Annotated in this window: 19 protein-coding genes and 1 pseudogene; 13 read left to right on the top strand and 7 right to left on the bottom strand. The window is 66.6% G+C overall.

The genetic code is table 11. The features are described from left to right. Positions 1 to 135: 135 nt before the first annotated feature. The 3 genes and pseudogenes from N0A20_RS20515 to N0A20_RS04095 all read left to right on the top strand — a co-directional run. Positions 136 to 840: pseudogene (locus N0A20_RS20515) on the top strand (hypothetical protein); the annotation flags it as partial. Between the two features lie 313 nt (positions 841 to 1,153). Next, positions 1,154 to 1,267, top strand: coding sequence for a hypothetical protein (locus tag N0A20_RS20520; protein WP_409574766.1), 114 nt, complete (start codon positions 1,154 to 1,156; stop codon positions 1,265 to 1,267). Positions 1,268 to 1,428: 161 nt separating this feature from the next. Continuing rightward, positions 1,429 to 2,454 carry an acyl-CoA dehydrogenase family protein gene (locus N0A20_RS04095; protein WP_260582725.1) on the top strand — a complete coding sequence of 342 codons (1,026 nt, stop codon included), beginning with the start codon at positions 1,429 to 1,431 and terminating at the stop codon, positions 2,452 to 2,454. Here the strand turns inward: N0A20_RS04095 and N0A20_RS04100 are convergent. The 6 genes from N0A20_RS04100 to N0A20_RS04125 form a co-directional block, all read right to left on the bottom strand. After that, positions 2,451 to 3,425 carry an acyl-CoA dehydrogenase family protein gene (locus N0A20_RS04100; RefSeq protein ID WP_312846597.1) on the bottom strand — a complete coding sequence of 325 codons (975 nt, stop codon included), beginning with the start codon at positions 3,423 to 3,425 and terminating at the stop codon, positions 2,451 to 2,453. The genes N0A20_RS04095 and N0A20_RS04100 overlap by 4 nt on opposite strands. Before the next feature lie 206 nt (positions 3,426 to 3,631). Then, positions 3,632 to 4,381 (bottom strand): helix-turn-helix transcriptional regulator, encoded by a 750-nt coding sequence (locus N0A20_RS04105; RefSeq protein ID WP_260582726.1) that lies wholly within the window; start codon positions 4,379 to 4,381, stop codon positions 3,632 to 3,634. 188 nt (positions 4,382 to 4,569) lie between these two features. Next, entirely contained in the window at positions 4,570 to 4,935 is a 366-nt protein-coding gene (locus N0A20_RS04110) for a helix-turn-helix domain-containing protein (RefSeq protein WP_260583817.1), read from the bottom strand. Continuing rightward, a complete protein-coding gene (locus N0A20_RS04115; RefSeq protein WP_260582727.1) occupies positions 4,832 to 5,908 on the bottom strand; it encodes a sigma-54 dependent transcriptional regulator in 1,077 nt (358 codons plus the stop codon). Before N0A20_RS04115 ends, N0A20_RS04110 begins: the two co-directional genes overlap by 104 nt. Next, entirely contained in the window at positions 5,905 to 7,365 is a 1,461-nt protein-coding gene (locus tag N0A20_RS04120; protein WP_260582728.1) for an ATP-binding protein, read from the bottom strand. The genes N0A20_RS04115 and N0A20_RS04120 overlap by 4 nt, the downstream gene beginning before the upstream one ends. Next, entirely contained in the window at positions 7,362 to 7,640 is a 279-nt protein-coding gene (locus N0A20_RS04125; protein WP_260582729.1) for a hypothetical protein, read from the bottom strand. Before N0A20_RS04125 ends, N0A20_RS04120 begins: the two co-directional genes overlap by 4 nt. Before the next feature lie 241 nt (positions 7,641 to 7,881). Here N0A20_RS04125 and N0A20_RS04130 point away from each other — a divergent pair, with 241 nt between their 5' ends. The 3 genes from N0A20_RS04130 to N0A20_RS04140 all read left to right on the top strand — a co-directional run bounded on the left by N0A20_RS04130 (position 7,882) and on the right by N0A20_RS04140 (position 12,324). Beyond that, positions 7,882 to 9,213, top strand: coding sequence for a dicarboxylate/amino acid:cation symporter (locus tag N0A20_RS04130; RefSeq protein ID WP_260583818.1), 1,332 nt, complete (start codon positions 7,882 to 7,884; stop codon positions 9,211 to 9,213). Between the two features lie 60 nt (positions 9,214 to 9,273). Next, on the top strand, positions 9,274 to 10,134 hold the full coding sequence (locus N0A20_RS04135; protein WP_260582730.1) for a TonB-dependent receptor plug domain-containing protein: 861 nt from the start codon (positions 9,274 to 9,276) through the stop codon (positions 10,132 to 10,134). A gap of 105 nt (positions 10,135 to 10,239) precedes the next feature. Next, positions 10,240 to 12,324: a TonB-dependent receptor domain-containing protein gene (locus N0A20_RS04140; RefSeq protein WP_260582731.1), complete on the top strand. Its 2,085-nt coding sequence runs from the start codon at positions 10,240 to 10,242 to the stop codon at positions 12,322 to 12,324. Here the strand turns inward: N0A20_RS04140 and N0A20_RS04145 are convergent. Continuing rightward, positions 12,308 to 12,481: a hypothetical protein gene (locus tag N0A20_RS04145; RefSeq protein WP_260582732.1), complete on the bottom strand. Its 174-nt coding sequence runs from the start codon at positions 12,479 to 12,481 to the stop codon at positions 12,308 to 12,310. The two genes, N0A20_RS04140 and N0A20_RS04145, sit on opposite strands and share 17 nt — an antisense overlap. On the opposite strand from N0A20_RS04145, the gene N0A20_RS04150 reads away from it, so the two are divergent. From N0A20_RS04150 to N0A20_RS04180, 7 genes are read left to right on the top strand one after another with little or no spacing between them, the layout of a single operon-like run. Continuing rightward, a complete protein-coding gene (locus N0A20_RS04150) occupies positions 12,474 to 13,337 on the top strand; it encodes a PEP-CTERM sorting domain-containing protein (protein ID WP_312846598.1) in 864 nt (287 codons plus the stop codon). The genes N0A20_RS04145 and N0A20_RS04150 overlap by 8 nt on opposite strands. A gap of 50 nt (positions 13,338 to 13,387) precedes the next feature. Further along, positions 13,388 to 14,290 carry a TonB-dependent receptor gene (locus N0A20_RS04155; protein ID WP_260582733.1) on the top strand — a complete coding sequence of 301 codons (903 nt, stop codon included), beginning with the start codon at positions 13,388 to 13,390 and terminating at the stop codon, positions 14,288 to 14,290. Beyond that, on the top strand, positions 14,190 to 15,344 hold the full coding sequence (locus N0A20_RS04160; RefSeq protein WP_260582734.1) for a TonB-dependent receptor: 1,155 nt from the start codon (positions 14,190 to 14,192) through the stop codon (positions 15,342 to 15,344). The genes N0A20_RS04155 and N0A20_RS04160 overlap by 101 nt, the downstream gene beginning before the upstream one ends. 49 nt (positions 15,345 to 15,393) lie before the next feature. Continuing rightward, complete coding sequence (locus N0A20_RS04165) at positions 15,394 to 15,609, top strand: hypothetical protein (protein WP_409574724.1); 216 nt, start codon at positions 15,394 to 15,396, stop codon at positions 15,607 to 15,609. 2 nt (positions 15,610 to 15,611) lie between these two features. Continuing rightward, on the top strand, positions 15,612 to 16,838 hold the full coding sequence (locus N0A20_RS04170) for a cytochrome P450 (protein ID WP_260582736.1): 1,227 nt from the start codon (positions 15,612 to 15,614) through the stop codon (positions 16,836 to 16,838). Further along, positions 16,835 to 17,719 carry a helix-turn-helix domain-containing protein gene (locus N0A20_RS04175; RefSeq protein WP_260582737.1) on the top strand — a complete coding sequence of 295 codons (885 nt, stop codon included), beginning with the start codon at positions 16,835 to 16,837 and terminating at the stop codon, positions 17,717 to 17,719. Before N0A20_RS04170 ends, N0A20_RS04175 begins: the two co-directional genes overlap by 4 nt. A gap of 11 nt (positions 17,720 to 17,730) precedes the next feature. Beyond that, complete coding sequence (locus tag N0A20_RS04180; RefSeq protein WP_260582738.1) at positions 17,731 to 18,843, top strand: NAD(P)-dependent alcohol dehydrogenase; 1,113 nt, start codon at positions 17,731 to 17,733, stop codon at positions 18,841 to 18,843. The last annotated feature ends 13 nt before the right edge of the window (positions 18,844 to 18,856 follow it).

The following is an 18,856-nucleotide window of genomic DNA, read 5'->3' on the forward strand; positions in this document are numbered from 1 at the left end:
GAGGCATGCGACCTGTTGCTCGCCGCGCCCGACCGCTTGACGGATTTCGCGGTCGCGATGCTGCGCGCGGTGCAGGCGCATGCTGCCCTGAAATGCGGGTTGTTCGGTCTGGTCCACGACGCGGTCCGGCCGCTGATGCTGCGCAGCGCCGGCCGGTCGCTCGACCTGCCGCTGGCGCTCGGCCTTTGCGCCCGTGCGGCGGTGAGCCGCGCGCAGGGCCAGCTGGGCGAGGCCGAACGCGTGCTGCGCGACGCGCGTGCGCTGCCGTCGGTCCCCGGCCTCGCCCGCGCGCTGGTCGACGCGGCGCTGGCGCGGTGCTGTTACGAACGCGACGATCCGGCGACCGCTGCGGACCTCGCCGCCGATGCCCTGCCGCTGCTCGAAGGATCCGCCTTTCAGGATGCGCTGACCCACGCCTTCCTCGTCTCGATCCGCGTCGCGGCGAGCACCGGCCGGGCCGACCGCGCGGCGAGCCTGATCGATCGCGCCGAACTGCTCGCGTTCGGGCGCGGCTGGGCCCTGCTCAAGGCGTTGTGCATCGTCGAGCGCGCCCGCTTGCGGCTGCCGCAGTCGATCGACGCCGAAACGGTCGTCGCCGTCGCCGACGAAGAGGCGGCGGTGCTCGATCCGCTGTCGGCGCAGGGCCGCGCCTTTGCGCTGCTCTCCGAAATGCGCGCCTATGAGGCGATCGCCAATGGCGACCGGCCGCGGCTGACCAGCGTTGCCGACCGGTTGCTCCGGCTCGGCGCCAATGCCGACGACACCGAATTGCGCACGCTCGCGACGCTGTTCAACATCCTGCCGCAGCTCAGCGGGCGCTGCGACAAGATGGTCGATCTCGAAACCGTGCGGTTCCTGAACCATGCCGCCAGCGTCGGGTTCCGCCGCACCATCGTCGATGTCCTCGACGTGACCGGGGTGCGCGCGGTGCAGAATTTTTGCAGCGAAGCCTATGCCTCGGGTTCCTTCCTCGCCTTGCTCAAGCTCGCCGAGCCGTCGCGCCGCAATCCGGCACTCGAAAATGCCCACGCGGTGGCGCCCGGTGAGGCTTTTTCCTTCCTGACCGATCGCGAGATCGACATTTTGAGCGCGCTCAACGCCAAGCGAGTCGAACAAGGAAATTGCGCGGACGCTTCAGCTCGCCCCCGAAACGGTGAAATGGCATTTGAAGAATATCATGCGCAAACTGCGCGCCAGCACGCGCGACGAAGCGGTGATGAATGCCGCGACATTGGGGTTGAAGCTGGCCGAAACCCGCCCCGCCTGATGCACCGATCGCCCGCATGACCCTGCCACGCCCGCCAGCTAGACCCCGGCGGACCCTGGCTTCACTTGGGGCAGGGAAGAGCAAGGTGATGATCGACATGCACGACATCGTGGACGACAGCACCCCGAATCGCCCACCGCACCCACGCCGGGAGGCCTGATATGGCGATTCTCGACCTCCCGCTTCGCGAAGACCAGCAGATGCTGGTCGACAGCGTCCGGCGCTATATTGCCGATCATGCCAGGCCCGGCTGGCGTGAACTGGCCGATGTACTCGGTCTCGCCGGACTGTCGCTGCCCGAAGCCGCGGGCGGCTTCGGCGGCGGGGCGTGCGATATGGCGCTGGTGATGGCGGAACTCGGACCGGCGTTTGCCGGGGCCGACTGGCTGTCGCATGCGGCGGCGGCTTTCGTGCTTTGCCGGGTTGCGCCCGATCTTCCGCTGCTGCCCGATCTTGCTGCGGGCAACCGGCGGGCGGCGATCGTTTGCCCGGCTTCGGCCGCGGAGATGCCGGCCGTTGAAGCGGATGGCACGATCCGGGGCATCGCGACGCTCGTTGCGGGCGCGGCGGAGGCCGATGTCCTGCTGCTCGCCGACGAAGCGGCGCTGCTGCTGATCGCGGCCGACCGCGACAAGGTCGAGCAGCGCCACCGCATCATGCATGACGGCACCGTCTCGGCCGACCTTGCCTTCACGCTCAGGCCCGGCGATGCCGAAACTCTTGCGGCAGGTGCCGAAGCGCGCCGGATTGCCGAACGGGCGAACGACCTGGTTCTCGCCGGGCGCTGTGCCGAAGCGGTCGGACTGATCCAGCGCATGATCGCCGACAGCGTCGCCTATCTCGGTCAGCGGACCCAGTTCGGCAAGCCCATCGGCAGTTTCCAGGCGCTGCGCCACCGCGCCGCCGACATGCAACTCGCGGCGATGAAGGCCACCGCGCTGACCGAAACGGCCGTCCTGGTGGTCGACGCGGATAGCGCCGGGCGCGCGCAAGCGGTCAGCGCGGCCTGCGTCGAAGTCAGCGATGCCGTGCGGATCGTCGGGGAAGGGGCCGTGCAGATTCACGGCGCTATGGGGCTCACCGAAGAGCTCAGCCTTGGCAGTCATTTCAAGCGGGGACTGGCCATCGCCGCCGCGATGGGACCGCGCGCCGGCCATCTTGCGCGCTTCGCCGAGGCCGCAGCCTAGCCGAGCATCAGGCGCGCGACGAGATCGCGCTGGATTTCGTTCGACCCGGCATAGATGGTCGCCGCACGCGCGTTGAGGTAGCGGGGCACGGCCGTCGCTCTATCCACCGGCGTCTGGCCGTCGGCATCGGTCCACGCCGCATAGCCCTCGATCTCGCAGCCGAGGACGTCGATACGCTGCGCCGCTTCGGTGCCGAGGATTTTCAGCGCCGAGGCGTAGAGAGCCGGGCTGCCGCCTACGCCGCGCATCGCCTTCAACTCCAGCGCCTGCAGCGCGCGCAGATGGATGGCCTCGCGATCCAGGCTCGCGCGCAGCACCGGATCGACGTCATCGCGCCCACGGAGCCGTTCGAGCCTTCCGATCAGGCCCGGGGCATATTTGCCGCCACGCTCGAAGGTCAGCAGATGCTTGGCGACCGACCAGCCTTCATTCTCCGCGCCCAGCCGGTTCGACTGCGGCACGCGCACGTCGTCGAAAAACACCTGGTTGAATTCATGGTCGCCGGCGAGGGTGCGGATCGGCTCGACCGCGATGCCGGGCGTCGCCATGTCGAGCAGCAGGAAGCTGATCCCGGCCTGCGGCTTGCCTTCGTTCGAGGTGCGGACGAGGCAGAACATGCGGTTCGCGAAATGGGCGTGGGTGGTCCAGATCTTCGACCCGTTCAGCACATAATCGTCGCCGTCGGGCGTCGCGCGGAGCTGGAGCGCGGCGAGGTCGGACCCGGCGCCGGGTTCGGAGAAACCCTGGCACCAATAATCCTCGCCCGACAATATGCGCGGCAGATAATGGGCACGCTGCGCGGGCGTGCCATAATGCATGATCACCGGCGCGACCATTTTCAGCCCCATCGGGGCCAGGCCGGGCGCGCCTGCGCGGGCGTATTCGGCGGCGAAGACATAGCGTTCGATCTCGCTCCATCCCGTTCCCCCGAACTCGGCTAGGCCAGTCGGGTGCGGCCCAGCCGCGCGCATTCAGGATGCGCTGCCAGGGCAAGGTGACCGCCGGGTCGATGAAGACGCTGGTCGCGCGCGCCGCCGCGCGCCGCAACTCGTCGGGGAGGGCGGTTTCGAGAAAGGCGCGAGCCTCGTCCTGAAAGGCCTGCAGCGCCGGATCGTTCAGCATGTCCATGGCGCCGGTTTGTAGAGCGCCGCTGTGCCGCGCCAAGCTGGCACCTGCATCAGGCCGCCCGCGCGCCGACGAAGCCCAGCCCCGCGGCGATCTGGATCGACTGCGCGCGCCCCGTGGCGCCGAGCTTTGCCGCGGCGTTGCGCAGGTGGAAGCGTACCGTCGATACCGACAGCGACAGGATGATCCCGATCTCGCCGTCGGTCTTGCCCGCCGCCGCCCAGCGCAGGCATTGCACCTCGCGCCGCGTCAGCGTCTGCGGCACGGTGGCGTTGCGCGGGCGGCCGCGCGCCTCGTTATGCGTCGCGACCAGCTTGACGGCCAGATTGTGCAAATGGCCGGCCTGTTCGGCAAAGATGGCATCGACCCCCACCGGCTCGCGCGAACACCAGAAGACCGCGCCGACCAGCCCGCGCGGCAGGTGTACGGGGGCGATGATCGCCTCGCCGAAATGGGGCGTATTCTTCGCCTGTTCGCAATCGACTTCGTCGAGCAGCCCGGTCGTCCGCCAGGTGTGGAGCGCGCCGTCGCTGTAATAGAAGGGTTCGGCGACCAGCCGCGCCGCGGTCAGAAAGGCGATATGCAGCGCCAGCTTGCGGTCGCGCCAATAGGCGTGATCGGGATTGACCCAGTGAAAGCTGGTTTCGGCATAGGGGCGGCCGCTCTCGTCGCTCATCGGTTCGGGGTCGCCGAGGTCGGCCTGCGCGGCGACATAGGGCAGTCCGATCGCATCGCCCGCCGCCTGTACGGTGGCGATCAGGTCGGGCATTTCGGCCCAGCATTGCGCCCGATAATCCGTCACGCGTCCGCTCCTCTCCCATCCTGCCACAGGTGTCAGCTTGTTGGTGGCGCCGCAATCCTGTCCCTTATCACCACCGGATCGCGTGCGAGGCTCGCACAAAGACGAGCCGTGCCGCAAGCCGTTTCAGAGAGGATGGATGATGAAGGCCCCCATTTTCCTCCCTCGCTGATCGCCGGTATTTCGCCCGGCTATTGCCGATAGGTTTTGGGCGAAATGCCGTGGCGGGCGATCTTGTCGTAGAGCGTCTTGCGCGGAATCCGCAGATAGGCGAGCGTCGCCGCAATATCGCCGTTCGCGACCGTCAGCGCGTCCCTGATCGCCTGCGCTTCGAACTGCGCGACCCGTTCGGGCAGCGACGGTATCGGCGCGCGCCCGTCGGGCGCGGAATGCTCCAGGCCGAGAATTTCCGCATAAGCGAAATTGCGCAGCTCGCGAACATTGCCGGGCCAGTCATGCTCGATCAGATGCGCACGCGCGGCATCGGTCAGGACGAAATCGCCGGCGCGCAGCTTGCTGGCCGCCTCTTCGGCGAATTGAGCGAACAGTTGCGGAATATCGGCCTTGTGTTCGCGCAGCGGGGGCATGCGGATGCGGACGACGTTCAGCCGATAGAAAAGATCTTCGCGAAATTCGCCTAGCCTGGACCGCCAGTTGCAGGTCGCGCCGCGATGAGGCGATGATACGCAGATCGACCCCGCGCGGTTCGGCCGCGCCGATCGGCTGGATCTTGCGCTCCTCGACCACGCGCAGCAATTTTGCCTGGATCGCGAGCGGCATCGTGTCGATGCCGTCGAGGAACAGGGTGCCGCGATTGGCCTGTTCGATCCGTCCCGCGCGCGCGATCGGGCCATAGCCGGGCACGCCGCGGTCGTGGCCGAACAGTTCGACTTCGGCCAGTTGTTCGGGCAGCGCGCCGCAATCGACCGCCACGAACGGCCGTCCCGACCTCGGCCCCTTGCGGTGCAGGATCAGCGCCGCCAGTTCCTTGCCCGTGCCGGTTTCCCCCTCGACCAGCACGTCGATGTCGGCTTGCGCCACCTGCAGGATCGTCGCGCGCAGCTGCGCCATCACCGGGCTGTCGCCGGTCAGCGGACTGTCGACGCTCGTCTCGGCGGCGGCGCGCAGCATCCGGTTGTCGAGCACCAGCCGCCGGGTATCGAGCGCCTTGCGCACCGTCGCGACCAGATGGTCGGTGGCAAAGGGTTTGGCGAGGAAGTCGAACGCGCCGCTTTTCAGCGCCCCGATCGCCATCGGGACATCGGCATGGCCGGTGATCAGGATGACCGGGATGTCGGGGTCGATGGCCCGGACCCGCGCGAAAAACTCCAGGCCATCGAGCCGCGGCATGCGGATGTCGGTCACGATCGCTCCTGCAAACCCGCCGTCGATTTCGGCGAGAGCGGCTTCGGCATCGGCGAACGGCCTTACGTCGATATCGGCCAGTTCGAGCGACTGCACGGTCGCCGCGCGCAGTGCGTCGTCGTCATCGACAAAGACGATATGCTGGCGGGTCACGAATTCGCTCATGCCCGGCGCACCGTCAGCCTGAACGCCGCGCCGCCGAGCGGCGACGTGACGAGGTCGAGCGTACCGCCGAACTCGCGCGCGATATCGCGCGCGATGCCAAGGCCCAGCCCCAGGCCATCGGCCTTGGCGGTGACGAAGGGCGTGAACAGATGGTCGGCGACCTCGGCGGCGATGCCCGGCCCGTTGTCGGCAACGGTAATTGCGATATCGCTCTCCGCCGATGTGGCGATGCGGATTCGCGGATCGGAGCGGCTGCCGAGCGCGTCGAGTGCGTTCTGGAGCAGGTTGACGAGAATTTGCTCGAGCCGGACGCGGTCGGCGACGCAGTGCAGACCGGCCACTTCGCCGGTGTGTTCGATCGCGACGCCATTTTCGCGAATACGGTCGCCGACGAGCAGCAACGCCCCGTCGATGACGGGACCGATCCCGACCGGCCCCGGCGCCGGCGTGCTGCGGCGGGCAAAGCTGCGCAGTTCGGCGGTAATCGCCCCGATGCGCTCGGTCAGCGACACGATGGTTCCGAGGTTGTCGCGCGCCTTTCCGGCGTCGCCGCGGTCGAGAAAGGTGCCGGCATTCTCGGCGAAGCTGCGGATGGCCGCGACGGGCTGGTTGATTTCGTGTGCGACACCCGCGGTGATCTGGCCGATCGTGCCAAGGCGGCTCGCCTGCGCCAGTTCTTCGCGAGCCGCGCGAAAGCGGCGGTTCGCCTCGACCAGGTCGGCGGTGCGCGCGGCGACCTCGATCTCGAGCGTCCGGCGCGCTTCTTCCTGCAGTCTCTGTTTCTCGCGCGCGCGAAATATCCAGGTCAGCAGCGCGGCGAGCAGGATGAAGGCGATCAGTATCGCGGTGCGTGCGGTGGCGTTCGCGCTCGCTTCGGCAGGGCCGAGCGGTTGAAAGGCGTGGAGCCGGGCGCCCGGCATCGGAACCGCGACTGCCGCTTCGCGAAAGCGGATACCGCCACCGATCCAGGTCGCGCCCTCGCGCATCGGGGGCAGAGGCGTCAGCGGCAAATTGCCGAACTGCAATGCGGCCCGGATCGCCGAACGAGTCTTCTCGTCGAGAGGCGCCAGCGTCCGGAAGCGCCAATCGGCGCGGCTGGTGATGATCACCACGCCATGATCGTCGGTGACGAAGGTGGTCAACGGCTGGCGCGCCCATTCGGCCTCGAGCCGGTCGAACTCGACCTTCACGACGATCACGCCGAGCGGACGCCCGTCGTCCTCGACCCGGCGCGCAATATAGAGACCGGGCCGCCCGCTGACCGTGCCGAGCGCGAACAACTCGGCGCTGCCCTTCGCCATCGCATCGCGGAAATAGGGACGGAAACCGTAGTTCTGCCCGACGAAGCTTTGCGGCTGGCGCCAGTTGCTCGCGGCGATCGTCACCCCGTCGCGCCCGATCAGATAGATGACCGCGGCGTCGGTCCGGTCAGCGAGCACTTCGAGTTTGCTGTTCATCCGCCGGACCGCCGCGGTATCGCCGCTCGGCTAGGACGCTGTGAGCCTCCGGATATTCGATCAGCACCAGCGGCAGCAGGCGGAACTTCTGCAGTTCGCCGCGCGAGCCAGCTCGCGGCGCTGCGGGCCTGCTGCTCGGCCGCGATATCGGCCTCGACCCGCGCATGATCGCGCGCCCATCCGAATGCCGCCACAGCGATCAGCGCGAGCAGGAGGATCGCGAGCAGCGCCGCCCAGACGAGCCGCCGCCCGATGCTGCCCCTGACGCCACCCACGCGCGAATCAACGGATAAGCTTGCTTCGACCATCTGTGCGAATTATCGCACATAATGGAAATTGATAAGCGGAAAATCGCACAAAATCTGCACGCCAATCCTGTATGATTTTATATATATCTAATTTTATCAGTATTTTGAGTGATAATCCGAAATCCTTGGACCGGCAATGGTGCTTAGCCATAATTTTGCAGAAGCAGCGGCGAAAGGTCGCGCTCGGGAGGATGTACACGTGGCCGTCATTGCAATCGACCAGTCCGGACAGGCGGTCGCCGGGGCTAAACCTCTCTATCGCCATCTCTATGTCCAGGTCCTTGCCGCGATCCTGTTCGGCGCGCTCATCGGCCATTTCTGGCCCGAGACGGGCGAGGCGCTGAAGCCGCTTGGGGACGCCTTTATCAAGCTGGTCAAGATGATCATCGCGCCGGTGATCTTCCTGACGCTGGTCACCGGTATCGCGGGGATGACCGAACTCAGGTCGGTCGGGCGCGTTGCGGGCAAGGCCTTTGCCTATTTCCTTTTCTTCTCCACGCTCGCGCTGATCGTCGGGCTGATCGTCGCCAATACGGTGCAGCCGGGGGCGGGGATGAACGTCGACCCCGCGACGCTCGATACCGGCGCGGTCAAGACCTATGTCGAAAAGGCACAGCACAGCAGCATCGTCGACTTCCTGATGGCGGTCATCCCGACGACCCTGGTGTCGGCGCTCGCCGGGGATTCATTGCTCCAGGTGCTGCTCGTGTCGATCCTGTTCGGCATCGCCCTGTCGATGGTCGGCGAGCCTGCCGCGCCGGTGCGCGATCTGCTCGAACGCGTCGGGCTGGTCGTGTTCAAGCTCGTCGGCATATTGATGCGCGCCGCGCCGATCGGGGCGTTCGGAGCCATGGCCTTCACGATCGGCAAATATGGCATCGAATCGCTCGCCAATCTCGCGGGGCTGGTCGCGACCTTCTATCTCACTTCGCTGATCTTCGTGGTCGGCGTGCTCGGCATCGTCGCGCGATTGTCGGGCTTTTCCATCTTCAAGCTGATCCGCTACCTCAAGGCCGAACTGCTGCTCGTGCTCGGGACCTCGTCGTCGGAAAGCGCGCTGCCCAGTCTGATGGAGAAGATGGAACGCGCGGGCTGTGCCAAGCCGGTCGTCGGGCTGGTCGTGCCGACGGGCTATTCGTTCAACCTCGACGGAACCAACATCTATATGACGCTCGCCGCGCTGTTCATCGCGCAGGCGTGCAATGTCGATCTGTCGCTTGGCGATCAGATCGCGCTGCTGCTGGTCGCGATGATCAGTTCGAAGGGCGCCGCCGGAGTGACCGGCGCCGGCTTCATCACGCTCGCCGCGACGCTTTCGATCGTGCCGTCGGTCCCGGTCGCCGGCATGGCGCTGATCCTCGGCATCGACCGCTTCATGAGCGAGTGCCGCAGCCTCACCAATTTCATCGGCAACGCGGTCGCGACGATTGTCGTCGCGCGCTGGGACAGGGCGCTCGACCGCGAGCAGCTGCGCGCCGCGCTGGATGGCGAACCCGCCACCGGCCTCGCCGCACCGCCGGTCGAACAGGACATGGACTAGGGCCGCAAAGGCCCGCGAAACGGGAGAAGGATCATGAGGGGTAGTCATTCGGCAATGCTGTTGGCGAGTACGGCGTTCTGCCTGTTCGTAACGGTTCCCGCCGCGGCGCAGGACAGCGATGCCGCCGCGCCGGGCGGCGCGGCCGCCACCGGGGAAGGGCAGGCCGATGAAGCGACCTCACCCGAGATCGTCGTGGTGGGCACGCGCATCGAAGGCGCGCGCGTAACCGAAGCGCTGCCCGTGATCGTCGTCGGCCAGGACCGGCTCGACGCGATCGGCGCGGTCAGCGGCGACGAACTGATCCGCAACATCCCGCAGATGGGCGACGTCAGCTTCAACCCCGGCAACAACGCCCAGACCAGCAATGCGGCGCGCGGCGACGTCGGCTCGGTCAACCTGCGCTCGCTCGGGGTCGGCAACACGCTGGTGCTCCTGAACGGCCGCCGCGTCGTCACGCACCCCGCGAGTCAGGGCCTGTCCGACACCGGGACCGTGCCGGTGCTGAGCTATAATTCGAATGCGATCCCGACCACCGGTCTTCAGCGTCTGGAGGTGCTGCTCGACGGGGCCGCGGCCCTGTATGGCTCGGACGCGGTTGCCGGCGTGGTCAACACGGTGCTCAAGGACGATTATGACGGCCTCCGGCTCCAGGCCCAATATGGCGGTGCCGAAGGTACGCACCTCACCGAGTTTCAGGGCAATATCCTTGCGGGCAAGAGCTTCGACCGCGGCAACATCACCGTCTCGTTCGAATATACCGACCGCGCGGCGCTGCGCGCCGAGGATCAGGATTTCACCGCTTCGGCCAATCTGCGGCCGTTCTTCGCCGATTACCCGGATTTCGCAGCCTCGCAGACCCCCGACGCACGCGCGACGCGTGGAGCATGGCTGGCGCTGATGGTCCCGGTGACCGGCGGCTAGCCGCGCCGCGGTACGACCAACCTCACCACCGCGGCGGGCGCTTTCACGGTCCGCCCGACGCGGCTCGGCGGTTGCACGCTGGCGCTGAGCGACGAGCTGTGTCTGGTGAATACCGCGCTTGCGACCAACAACGCGTTCCGCGACCTGCGCTACGACACTGCGGTCGGCACCACGGTGATGCCGAGCGTGAAGCGTTACAACGCCTTCGCCAACGGTCATTACGACCTCACCGACAATCTGACCCTTTTCGGTGAGTTCGGCTATTATCGCTCGGACACGGTCCGCATCCAGCCGCCGGTGATCAATCTCAACCAGATATGGATCCCGGCGACCAACTATTACAATCCCTTCGGGCCGGTCGGCAGTCCGAACCGTCTCCCCGGATTGACCAATGTGCCCGACGAAGGCCTGCCGGTGCTGCTCACCACCTATCGTTTCGTCGATACCGGGCCGCAGACGGTGAACGTCAAGGGCGAACAGTTGCGCGGCCTGCTCGGCATCCGCGGCGAGACGGCGGGCTTCAAATGGGACAGCGCCTTCGTCTATTCCGAAGCCTCGGCGGTCGACAGCAGCGTGGCGGTGCGCAGTTCGGCGTTGCAGCAGAGCCTCGCGCTCGCGACCCCCGATGCCTATAATCCGTTCAACGGCGGCTGCATCGACACGTTGAGCTTCGGCGATTGCACGCCGAGTTCGCAGGTGGCGATCGACGCGATCACCTTCGAGCTCAAGCGCCGCTCGAAAACGACGATGACGATGGGCGACTTCCGCGCCTCGCGCGCCGATCTGTTCGCGCTGCCCGGCGGCGACGTCGGCGTGGCCTTCGGTGCCGAAGTGCGGCGCGAGACGCAGCGCGACGACCGCGACTCCGCGGTCGACGGGTCGAGCCCCTTCGTCGATATGGTCACCGGCGCGGTGACGATCAGCGACGCCGCGGCGGTCAGCGACAACCCCGACACCTATGGCAAGCGCACCGTCGCGGCGGCCTATGCCGAGCTTGCGGTGCCGCTGGTGTCGGAGGATATGAACATCCCGCTCGTCCGCCGCTTCGATATCCAGCTCGCGGGCCGCTACGAACATTACAGCGATTTCGGCAGCGTCGCGCGGCCCAAGGTGGCGGCGGCGTGGGATGTCTTCGACGGACTGCGCCTGCGCGGCTCCTTTTCGCAGGGTTTCCGTGCGCCGAACCTCGAACAGGTCAATGCGGTCGAATATGCGCGCCTCGCGACCAGCCAGGACTTCCTGCGCTGCGAGGTCGACCTCCGTGCCGGTCGCATTGCGAACTTCACCGCCTGCGGCAACAATGTCGGTTATTCGCGCCGCGTGTCGGGCAACCCCGACCTGAAGCCCGAAAAGAGCACCAACTATAATCTCGGCGCGGTGTTCGAGCCGGCCTTTCTGTCGGGCGACCTGGGGCGTGTGACCTTCACCGTCGATTATTGGTCGATCCGGCAAAAGGGTATCGTCGGCATTCTCGGCAACGACACCGCGGTCGCGCTCGACTATCTCTTGCGCCTGCAGGGTTCGTCGAACCCCAACGTCATCCGCGACGCCGCCAATGCCGATGATATCGCGGCCTTCGCGGGCACGGGGATCGCGCCCGTCGGACGGATCATCACGGTGCGCGACCAGTTCATCAACCTCCAGCCGCAGACGGTGCGCGGACTCGACTTCGCATTCTATTGGGAGTCGCCCAAGACGGGCATCGGCAAGTTCGATCTTGCCGTCAACGCGACGCGCCTGCTCAAATTTTCGCGCGATCCCGGCCCAGCGGTCGACGCCCTCGTCGCGGCGCGCGAGGCCGGCGACATCAATGCCGCGACCCCGCTGCCCGAGACCGAGAATCTCATCGAGGCCAACGGGCGGCCGAAGTGGCGCGGCACGGCCTCGCTCACCTGGTCGCTCGGCAATTTCCAGATCGGGGCTTTCGGACGCTATACCGGAGCGGTCGACGAACTCGGCTTCGTCGATGCGAACGGCAACCCGTGGCGCGTGAAGTCGCAATTCACCGCCAACCTCTATGCCCAGGTCCGCATTCGCGACCGCGACGGTCTCGGCGGCAATATGCGCTGGCGCGTCGGGGTGCGCAACATCGCGGACAAGAAGCCGCCGCTCACCTCGGAAGGCTATCTGGGCTCGCTTTACAGCCCCTATGGCCGATACTGGTACACCTCGGTCACCACGGAGTTCTGACATGACCTGCAAGCGCGGTATCTGGCTTTTCATCGGCTGCGCGCTCGCCGTCGCGCCGCGCGGCCGCGGCAAAGGAGAGCGCGCCCGCGCCAACCGCCGCCGGCGCGACACTTCCGGCTGCGCTAGCCAGGGCCGCGCCGCGGACGATCTTGTTCATCGGCAACAGCTTCACCCAGGGCGCGCATTCGGCGGCGCGAAACTGGCGCGCGGGGTCGGTGACCGACCTCAACCGGGCTGGCTACGGCGGGGTGCCCGCGATGTTCAAGCTGTTCTGCGAGCAGGCTGGGCTCGACTATGACGTCAGCCTAGAAACGCAGGGCGGCAAGTCGCTCGGATTTCATTATGACGAGCGGCGCCAGTTGTTCGACCGGCCGTGGGACGTCGTCGTGCTGCAGGAATTCAGCACGCTCGATCGCAAGAGGCCGGGCGATCCGGCGGACTATCTGGCGAATGTCGGACGGCTGGCCGCGTTGTTCCGCGCGCGCAATCCGGCGGTCGATATCCGTCTCGTCGCCGCATGGACCCGTGCCGACCAGACCTGGCTGCCCAAGGGGCACTGGTATGGCAAGCCCGTCTCCGCGATGGCGCTGGACCTGCGCGCCGCCGCCGACAGCGCCCGGCGCGCGCACCCCGGCATCACGGGGATATTGCCCGTCGGCGAAGCATGGAACCGGGCCTTCGCGGAAAGCGTCGCCGATCCCAATCCCTATGACGGCATCGCGTTCGACCAGCTCGATCTGTGGGCCTATGACCATTATCATGCGAGCGTTGCCGAGCTATTACCTGTCGGCGCTCGTGACTTTCGGCGCGATCACCGGCGTCGATCCGGCCAGCCTTGGCCCGGGAGAAAAGGCTGCGGACGAATTGGGGTTGTCCGATGCGCAGGCGGTCGCCTTGCAGAAAATCGCTCAGTCCGAACTGGGCCGGACGGCGCAATAGAAACCGGTCCCGCGCAAGAAATGTCAAAACTCGATGCAAGCCCCGCCAAAGCCATGCGGCGCCTGACCGCCTAGATTTTCCTTCGAACCGGGCTCGCAGAAGGCCGGGCAGAGGGAGACAGGATATGGCAGGCTTGACGTTCGGACGCGCCCTGGCCGCGGCGCTTGCGGTTTCGACATCGACGATCGCGATCGCGCAAGACGCGCCTCCGGCCGACGATGGAACCAGCGACGGCGATATCGTCGTCACAGCGCAGCGCCGCGAACAGTCGCTGCTCGACGTGCCGCTCGCGGTCACCGCGCTCGGCGGCGACAGCCTTGCCGAACGCGGGATCACCAATTCGGCGCAGCTCGGCGACGCGGTGCCGAACCTCCAGATCAACAGCCCTTACGGGAATACCCAGCCCAACTTCTCGTTGCGCGGCATCGGGGTCGCGAATGAATATAACAGCAATCAGGCGTCGCCGGTCGGCGTCTATCTCGACGACGTCTATCTCGCGCCGCGCACCAGCCACGGCATGGGGCTCTTCGACCTCGACCGCATCGAGGTGCTGCGCGGGCCGCAGGGAACGCTTTTCGGCCGCAACACCACCGGCGGCGCGATCAACTTCATCACGAAGAAACCCGATCTGTCGGGCACCAACGGCTACGTCCAACTCGGCTACGCCAATTTCGACACTTTCACCGCGCAGGGCGCCGCCGAGGCGACGCTCGCCGAGGATGTCGCGGGGCTCCGGCTCGCGGTCAACTATGCCAAGGGCGACGGGCAGATCGAAAATATATTTCCCGGCGGGCGCGACGCCAATTCGATCGACACCCTGCAGGGCCGCGCCTCGCTGCGCGTCAAACCGACCGAGACGCTCGACGTGGTGCTCCGCGCCTACGCCGGGCGCGACCGCGGCACGCAGGCGGCGGTGCACGGACTCGATGCTTTCCGCGCCGGCCTCGATTTCTTCGAGACCAACGAGAATCGCATCGGCGAGAACCGCACCGACGCATGGGGATTCTCTCGCCAACATCGGCCTTGAACTCGGCGACAGGCTCAGCCTGACCTCGATCACCAGCTACGACGGCGGCAAGCAGAATCTTCAGCAGGCCGCCGACGGGTCGCCGCTCGACCTGCTCGATATCAACTGGCGCTCGCGCTACCGCCAGTTCAGTCAGGAACTGCGCGCCAATTACGACGGCGACGGCATCACCTTCGTCGGCGGGCTCTTTTATGGCTGGGACCGCAATATCACCGACAACCGGTTCAACCTGCCGCTGCCGCCTGCCGGGGGTTTCTTCCAGCATTACCGGCAGGTCCGCAAAAGCTATGCGGTGTTCGGGCAGGCCGACATCGACCTCGCCGACCGGCTCGTGCTGACGCTGGGAGCGCGCTATACCAAGGACAAGTCGCGCTACGACGACGCCTTCGCCTATCTGTTCGTTGGCGAGGTGGGCGCACCCGACACGCCGATCGCGACGACGGTGCCATGCGCGGGGGTGGCGGGCACCTGTCCCTATGATCCCGCCGCCCGCTTCGCGCTCGCCGACACCAACAATGCGCTGACCGGGCGGATCGCGCTCAGCTACAGCTTCGACGACGGCCCGCTCGTCTATGCGAGCTACAACCGCGGCTATCGCGCGGGTGCGGTCAACGGTGGCGGTTACACGTCGTCGTCGGGTATCGGCTATATCGAGCCCGAGCGCGTCAACGCCTATGAAATCGGGATCAAGGGCCGCGCGGGCGGACGCCTGTTCACCTATGCCGCCTCGGCCTTCTATTACGACTATTCGAACCAGCAGCTTCAGGACACGCGCGCCGGACCGGTGTCCTTCCTCGTCAATGCGCCGTCGTCCGAAGTCTATGGCCTCGAAGTCGAAACGACGCTGCGGCCGGTCGATGGTTTGCGGATCGACGCGTCGCTGGGCTGGCTGCACTCGAAATATAAGGAACTGACGCTTCAGGGTGCCGACCTGTCGGGCAACTCGCTGCCCTTCGCGCCGAAGCTCACCGCGCAGTTTGGCTTCGAATGGGATGTCGTGGAGGTTGGTGGCGGCACGATCACCTTCGCGCCGAACATGGCCTATTCGAGCTAAGCAATATTTCTCGCCGTTCAACGCGATCAACGCGCCGGGCTCACCGCAGGTGAACAGCGAGTTGCAGCAGGGCGCCAATGCCAAGGTCAACGCCTCGCTGAGCTGGAGCAATGACGCGCTGACGGTGCGCGCTTTTGCGAACAACCTCTTCGACCGCAAGACCTATGGCTATGGGCTCGATCTGCGCGGCGCGGGCTTTCCGTACAACTTCCTCGTGCCGTCGGCGCCGCGTACCTATGGCGTCAGCCTGCGCTACAGCTTCTGACGATGACCGACCTCGGGACCGTCGATCTAAGGGACCCCGACCTCTATGTCGGCGGCATGCCCTATGCCGAACTCGCGGCCTTGCGCGCCGCGGGTTCGGTCCATTGGAACCCCGAGGAGGAGGGCGCGGGCTTCTGGGCGGTGCTGGGGTTCGACGATATCGTCGCGGTGTCGCGGCAGGCCGACCTTTTTTCCTCGGCGCACGAAAATGGCGGGCACCGCATCTTCAACGAGAATGAGGTCGGGCTGACCGGGGCGGGGGAGGCCGCGATCGGCATTCCCTTCATCTCGCGCGATCCGCCGACGCACACGCAATATCGCAAATTCGTGATGCCCGCGCTGTCGCCCGCGCGACTGGAGGGGATCGAGGCGCGCATCGCCGAACGTGTCGAACGCCTGTTCGCCGAGGTGCCGCTGAACGAGACGGTCGACATATTGCCGCTGCTAACCGTCCCGCTGCCGCTGCTGACGCTCGCCGAGCTGCTCGGCGTCCCCGCCGAGATGTGGCGCGACCTCCACCGCTGGACCGACGCCTTCGTGGGCGAGGACGATCCCGATTTCCGCCAGTCGCCGGAGGCGATGCAGGCGGTGCTCGGCGAGTTCATGGGGTTCGCTTCGGCCTTGTTCGACGAGCGCCGCGCCAACCCCGGCCCCGACATCGCCTCGCTGCTCGCCAATGCCGGAATCCACGGGCAGCCCGTTCCGCTGGGCGATTTCGTGGGCAATCTGATCCTCGCGCTCGTCGGCGGCAACGAGACGACGCGCAACTCGATCAACCACAGCCTGATCGCCTTTTCGAACAGCCCGGATCAATGGGACGCGATCCGCGCCGACCCCGGCCTGCTGCCGAACGCGGTCAAGGAAATGGTGCGCCACGCCAGCCCCGTGATCCATATGCGCCGCACCGCGACGCGCGATACCGAACTCGGCGGGCAGGCGATCCGCAAGGGCGACAAGGTCGTCGTCTTCTATCCCGCCGGCAACCGCGACCCGTCGGTCTTCGCCGATCCCGACGCCTTCGACATCGCGCGCCCGATCCGTCAGCATCTGGCTTTCGGGACCGGCACGCATGTCTGCGTCGGATCGCGCCTCGCCGAGATGCAATTGCGACTCGCCTTTGCCGAAATGGCGCGTCATGTTCGGCGGATAGAGATTTTGGGAGAGCCGGTCCGTGTGCGGTCGAACTTCATCAACGGCTTCAAGCGGCTCGACGTCAGGCTGACAGCGTGAAACAGGACGGCGTCTGGGACAACAAGGAGATCATCTGCGACGTCCTCGGTCGCGTGCCCGACGTCGAGATGGGGTCGATCGGCGACGGCTGGTCGCTGTGCCGCTGGCGGCAGTTCGTCGGCAGTTACACGCTGCCCGCGCTGCCGCAGCCGATCTTCACCGTCCATGTCGCGGGCAAGCCGCAGGTCAAGACGTGGGACCGCGACGGCTGGACCGAAACCAGCTCGATCCCCGGCTGCGCGACGATCGTGCCCGCAGGCATGCCGACCGGCTGGCTTGTCGACGGCGAGCTCGACGTCGTGACGCTGTCGATGTCGTCGGACGTGCTTGCGGGGCAACCGCACGCCGACCAGTTCAACAAGATGCGCTTCGCCTTCGCCGATCCGCTCGGCGTGGCGCTGACGCGCCAGATCCTCGCCGAGCTCTATGCCCCGCAGGCCCAGGAGCGCACCGCCTATGTCGCGGCGATGGTGAATGCGCTGAAGGCGCATATCCTGTCGGGTCCGCCCGCGCACGGCAATCCGGTCGAAATTCCGGTGTCCGATTTTTCGGCCTACCGGCTGCACAAGATCATGAACGCCGTCCTTGCGAACCCGGCGGACGAGCATAGCCTCGAAGCGATGGCGGCGGTTGCGGGGGTGACGCCGTCGCATTTCTGCCGCCTATTCAAGAAGGCGACGGGCATCTCGCCGCACCAATATGTGATGAAGGCAAGGCTCGACCGGGCGCAGCAGATGCTGGTCCAGACCGATCTCACCCTCGCGGCGTTGTCGGAGGCGACGGGCTTCACCAGCCAGAGCCATTTCAGCCGCGCCTTCCGCGCCTGGTTCGGCATGGCGCCGAGCGATTATCGCCAGCAGGAACGGCGCGGGCTGCATTGACGGAGACGGACATGACAGAAGCGAAGGCGGCCTTGGTGCGCCAGCCCGGCGGCGATTTCACCATCGAGACGATCGAGGTCGAAGCACCGCGCGCGGGCGAGGTGCGGGTGCGGATCGCAGGGGTGGGACTGTGCCACACCGACCTCATCTTCCGCGACCAGTTCGCACCCTTTGCGCTGCCCGGCGTCCTCGGCCATGAAGGCGCCGGGGTGATCGAGGCGGTGGGTGAGGGCGTCGAAGGGCTTGCCGTGGGTGATGCAGTCGTCATTGGCTTTTCAAGCTGCGGTGCCTGCCCGCGATGCGACGAGCATCTGCCGAGCTACTGCCAGAGCTTCGTGCCGCTGAACTATGCGGGAATGCGGCTCGATGACGGATCGACGGCCTATGCCAGGGATAGCGAGCGCGTCACCTCGCACTTCTTCGGCCAATCTTCCTTTTCGGCGCTGACCGTCACCCGCGCGCGCAACGTGGTGAAGGTCGATACGTCGAAAATCGCGCTCGAACTGCTCGGGCCGCTCGGATGCGGCTTCCAGACCGGCGCGGGCGGGGTGATGAACTCGCTCGCCTGTCCCGCGGGCTCGAGCATCGCGATCTTCGGCGGCGGCCCGGTGGGGCTGGCGGCGGTGATGGGCGCGCGGATTCAGGGCTGTGATACGATCATCCTGGTCGAGCCCGTCGCCGCGCGGCGCGAGACCGGCCTGGAACTGGGCGCGACGCATGTCATCGACCCCGCCGAAGCCGGCGACCTTGCCGAAGCCCTGCGCGCGATCGTCCCCGCCGGGCTCGACTTCGCCTTCGATACCAGCGGCGTGGTGCCGGTGATCGAAGCGGGGCTCGCGGCGCTCGGCAGCCATGGCGCGATCGGCCTGGTCGGCGTACCGGCGAAGGCCGACGCCGCGATCAGCGTCAATATCGCGGCGCTGATGACCCCCGGCCACCGTATCGTCGGGATCATCGAGGGCGACAGCGATCCGCAGACCTTCATCCCCGAACTGATCGCGCACCATGCGGCGGGCCGCTTTCCGTTCGACAGGCTGATCAAGACCTTTCCGCTGGCCGAGATCAACGAAGCGTTGGCCGCACAGGCACGCGGCGAGTGCATCAAGGTCGTGCTGATACCTTAAAGGCAGGCGCGCC

The organism is Sphingopyxis sp. PET50, assembly GCF_025244705.1.
Lineage (GTDB): Bacteria > Pseudomonadota > Alphaproteobacteria > Sphingomonadales > Sphingomonadaceae > Sphingopyxis.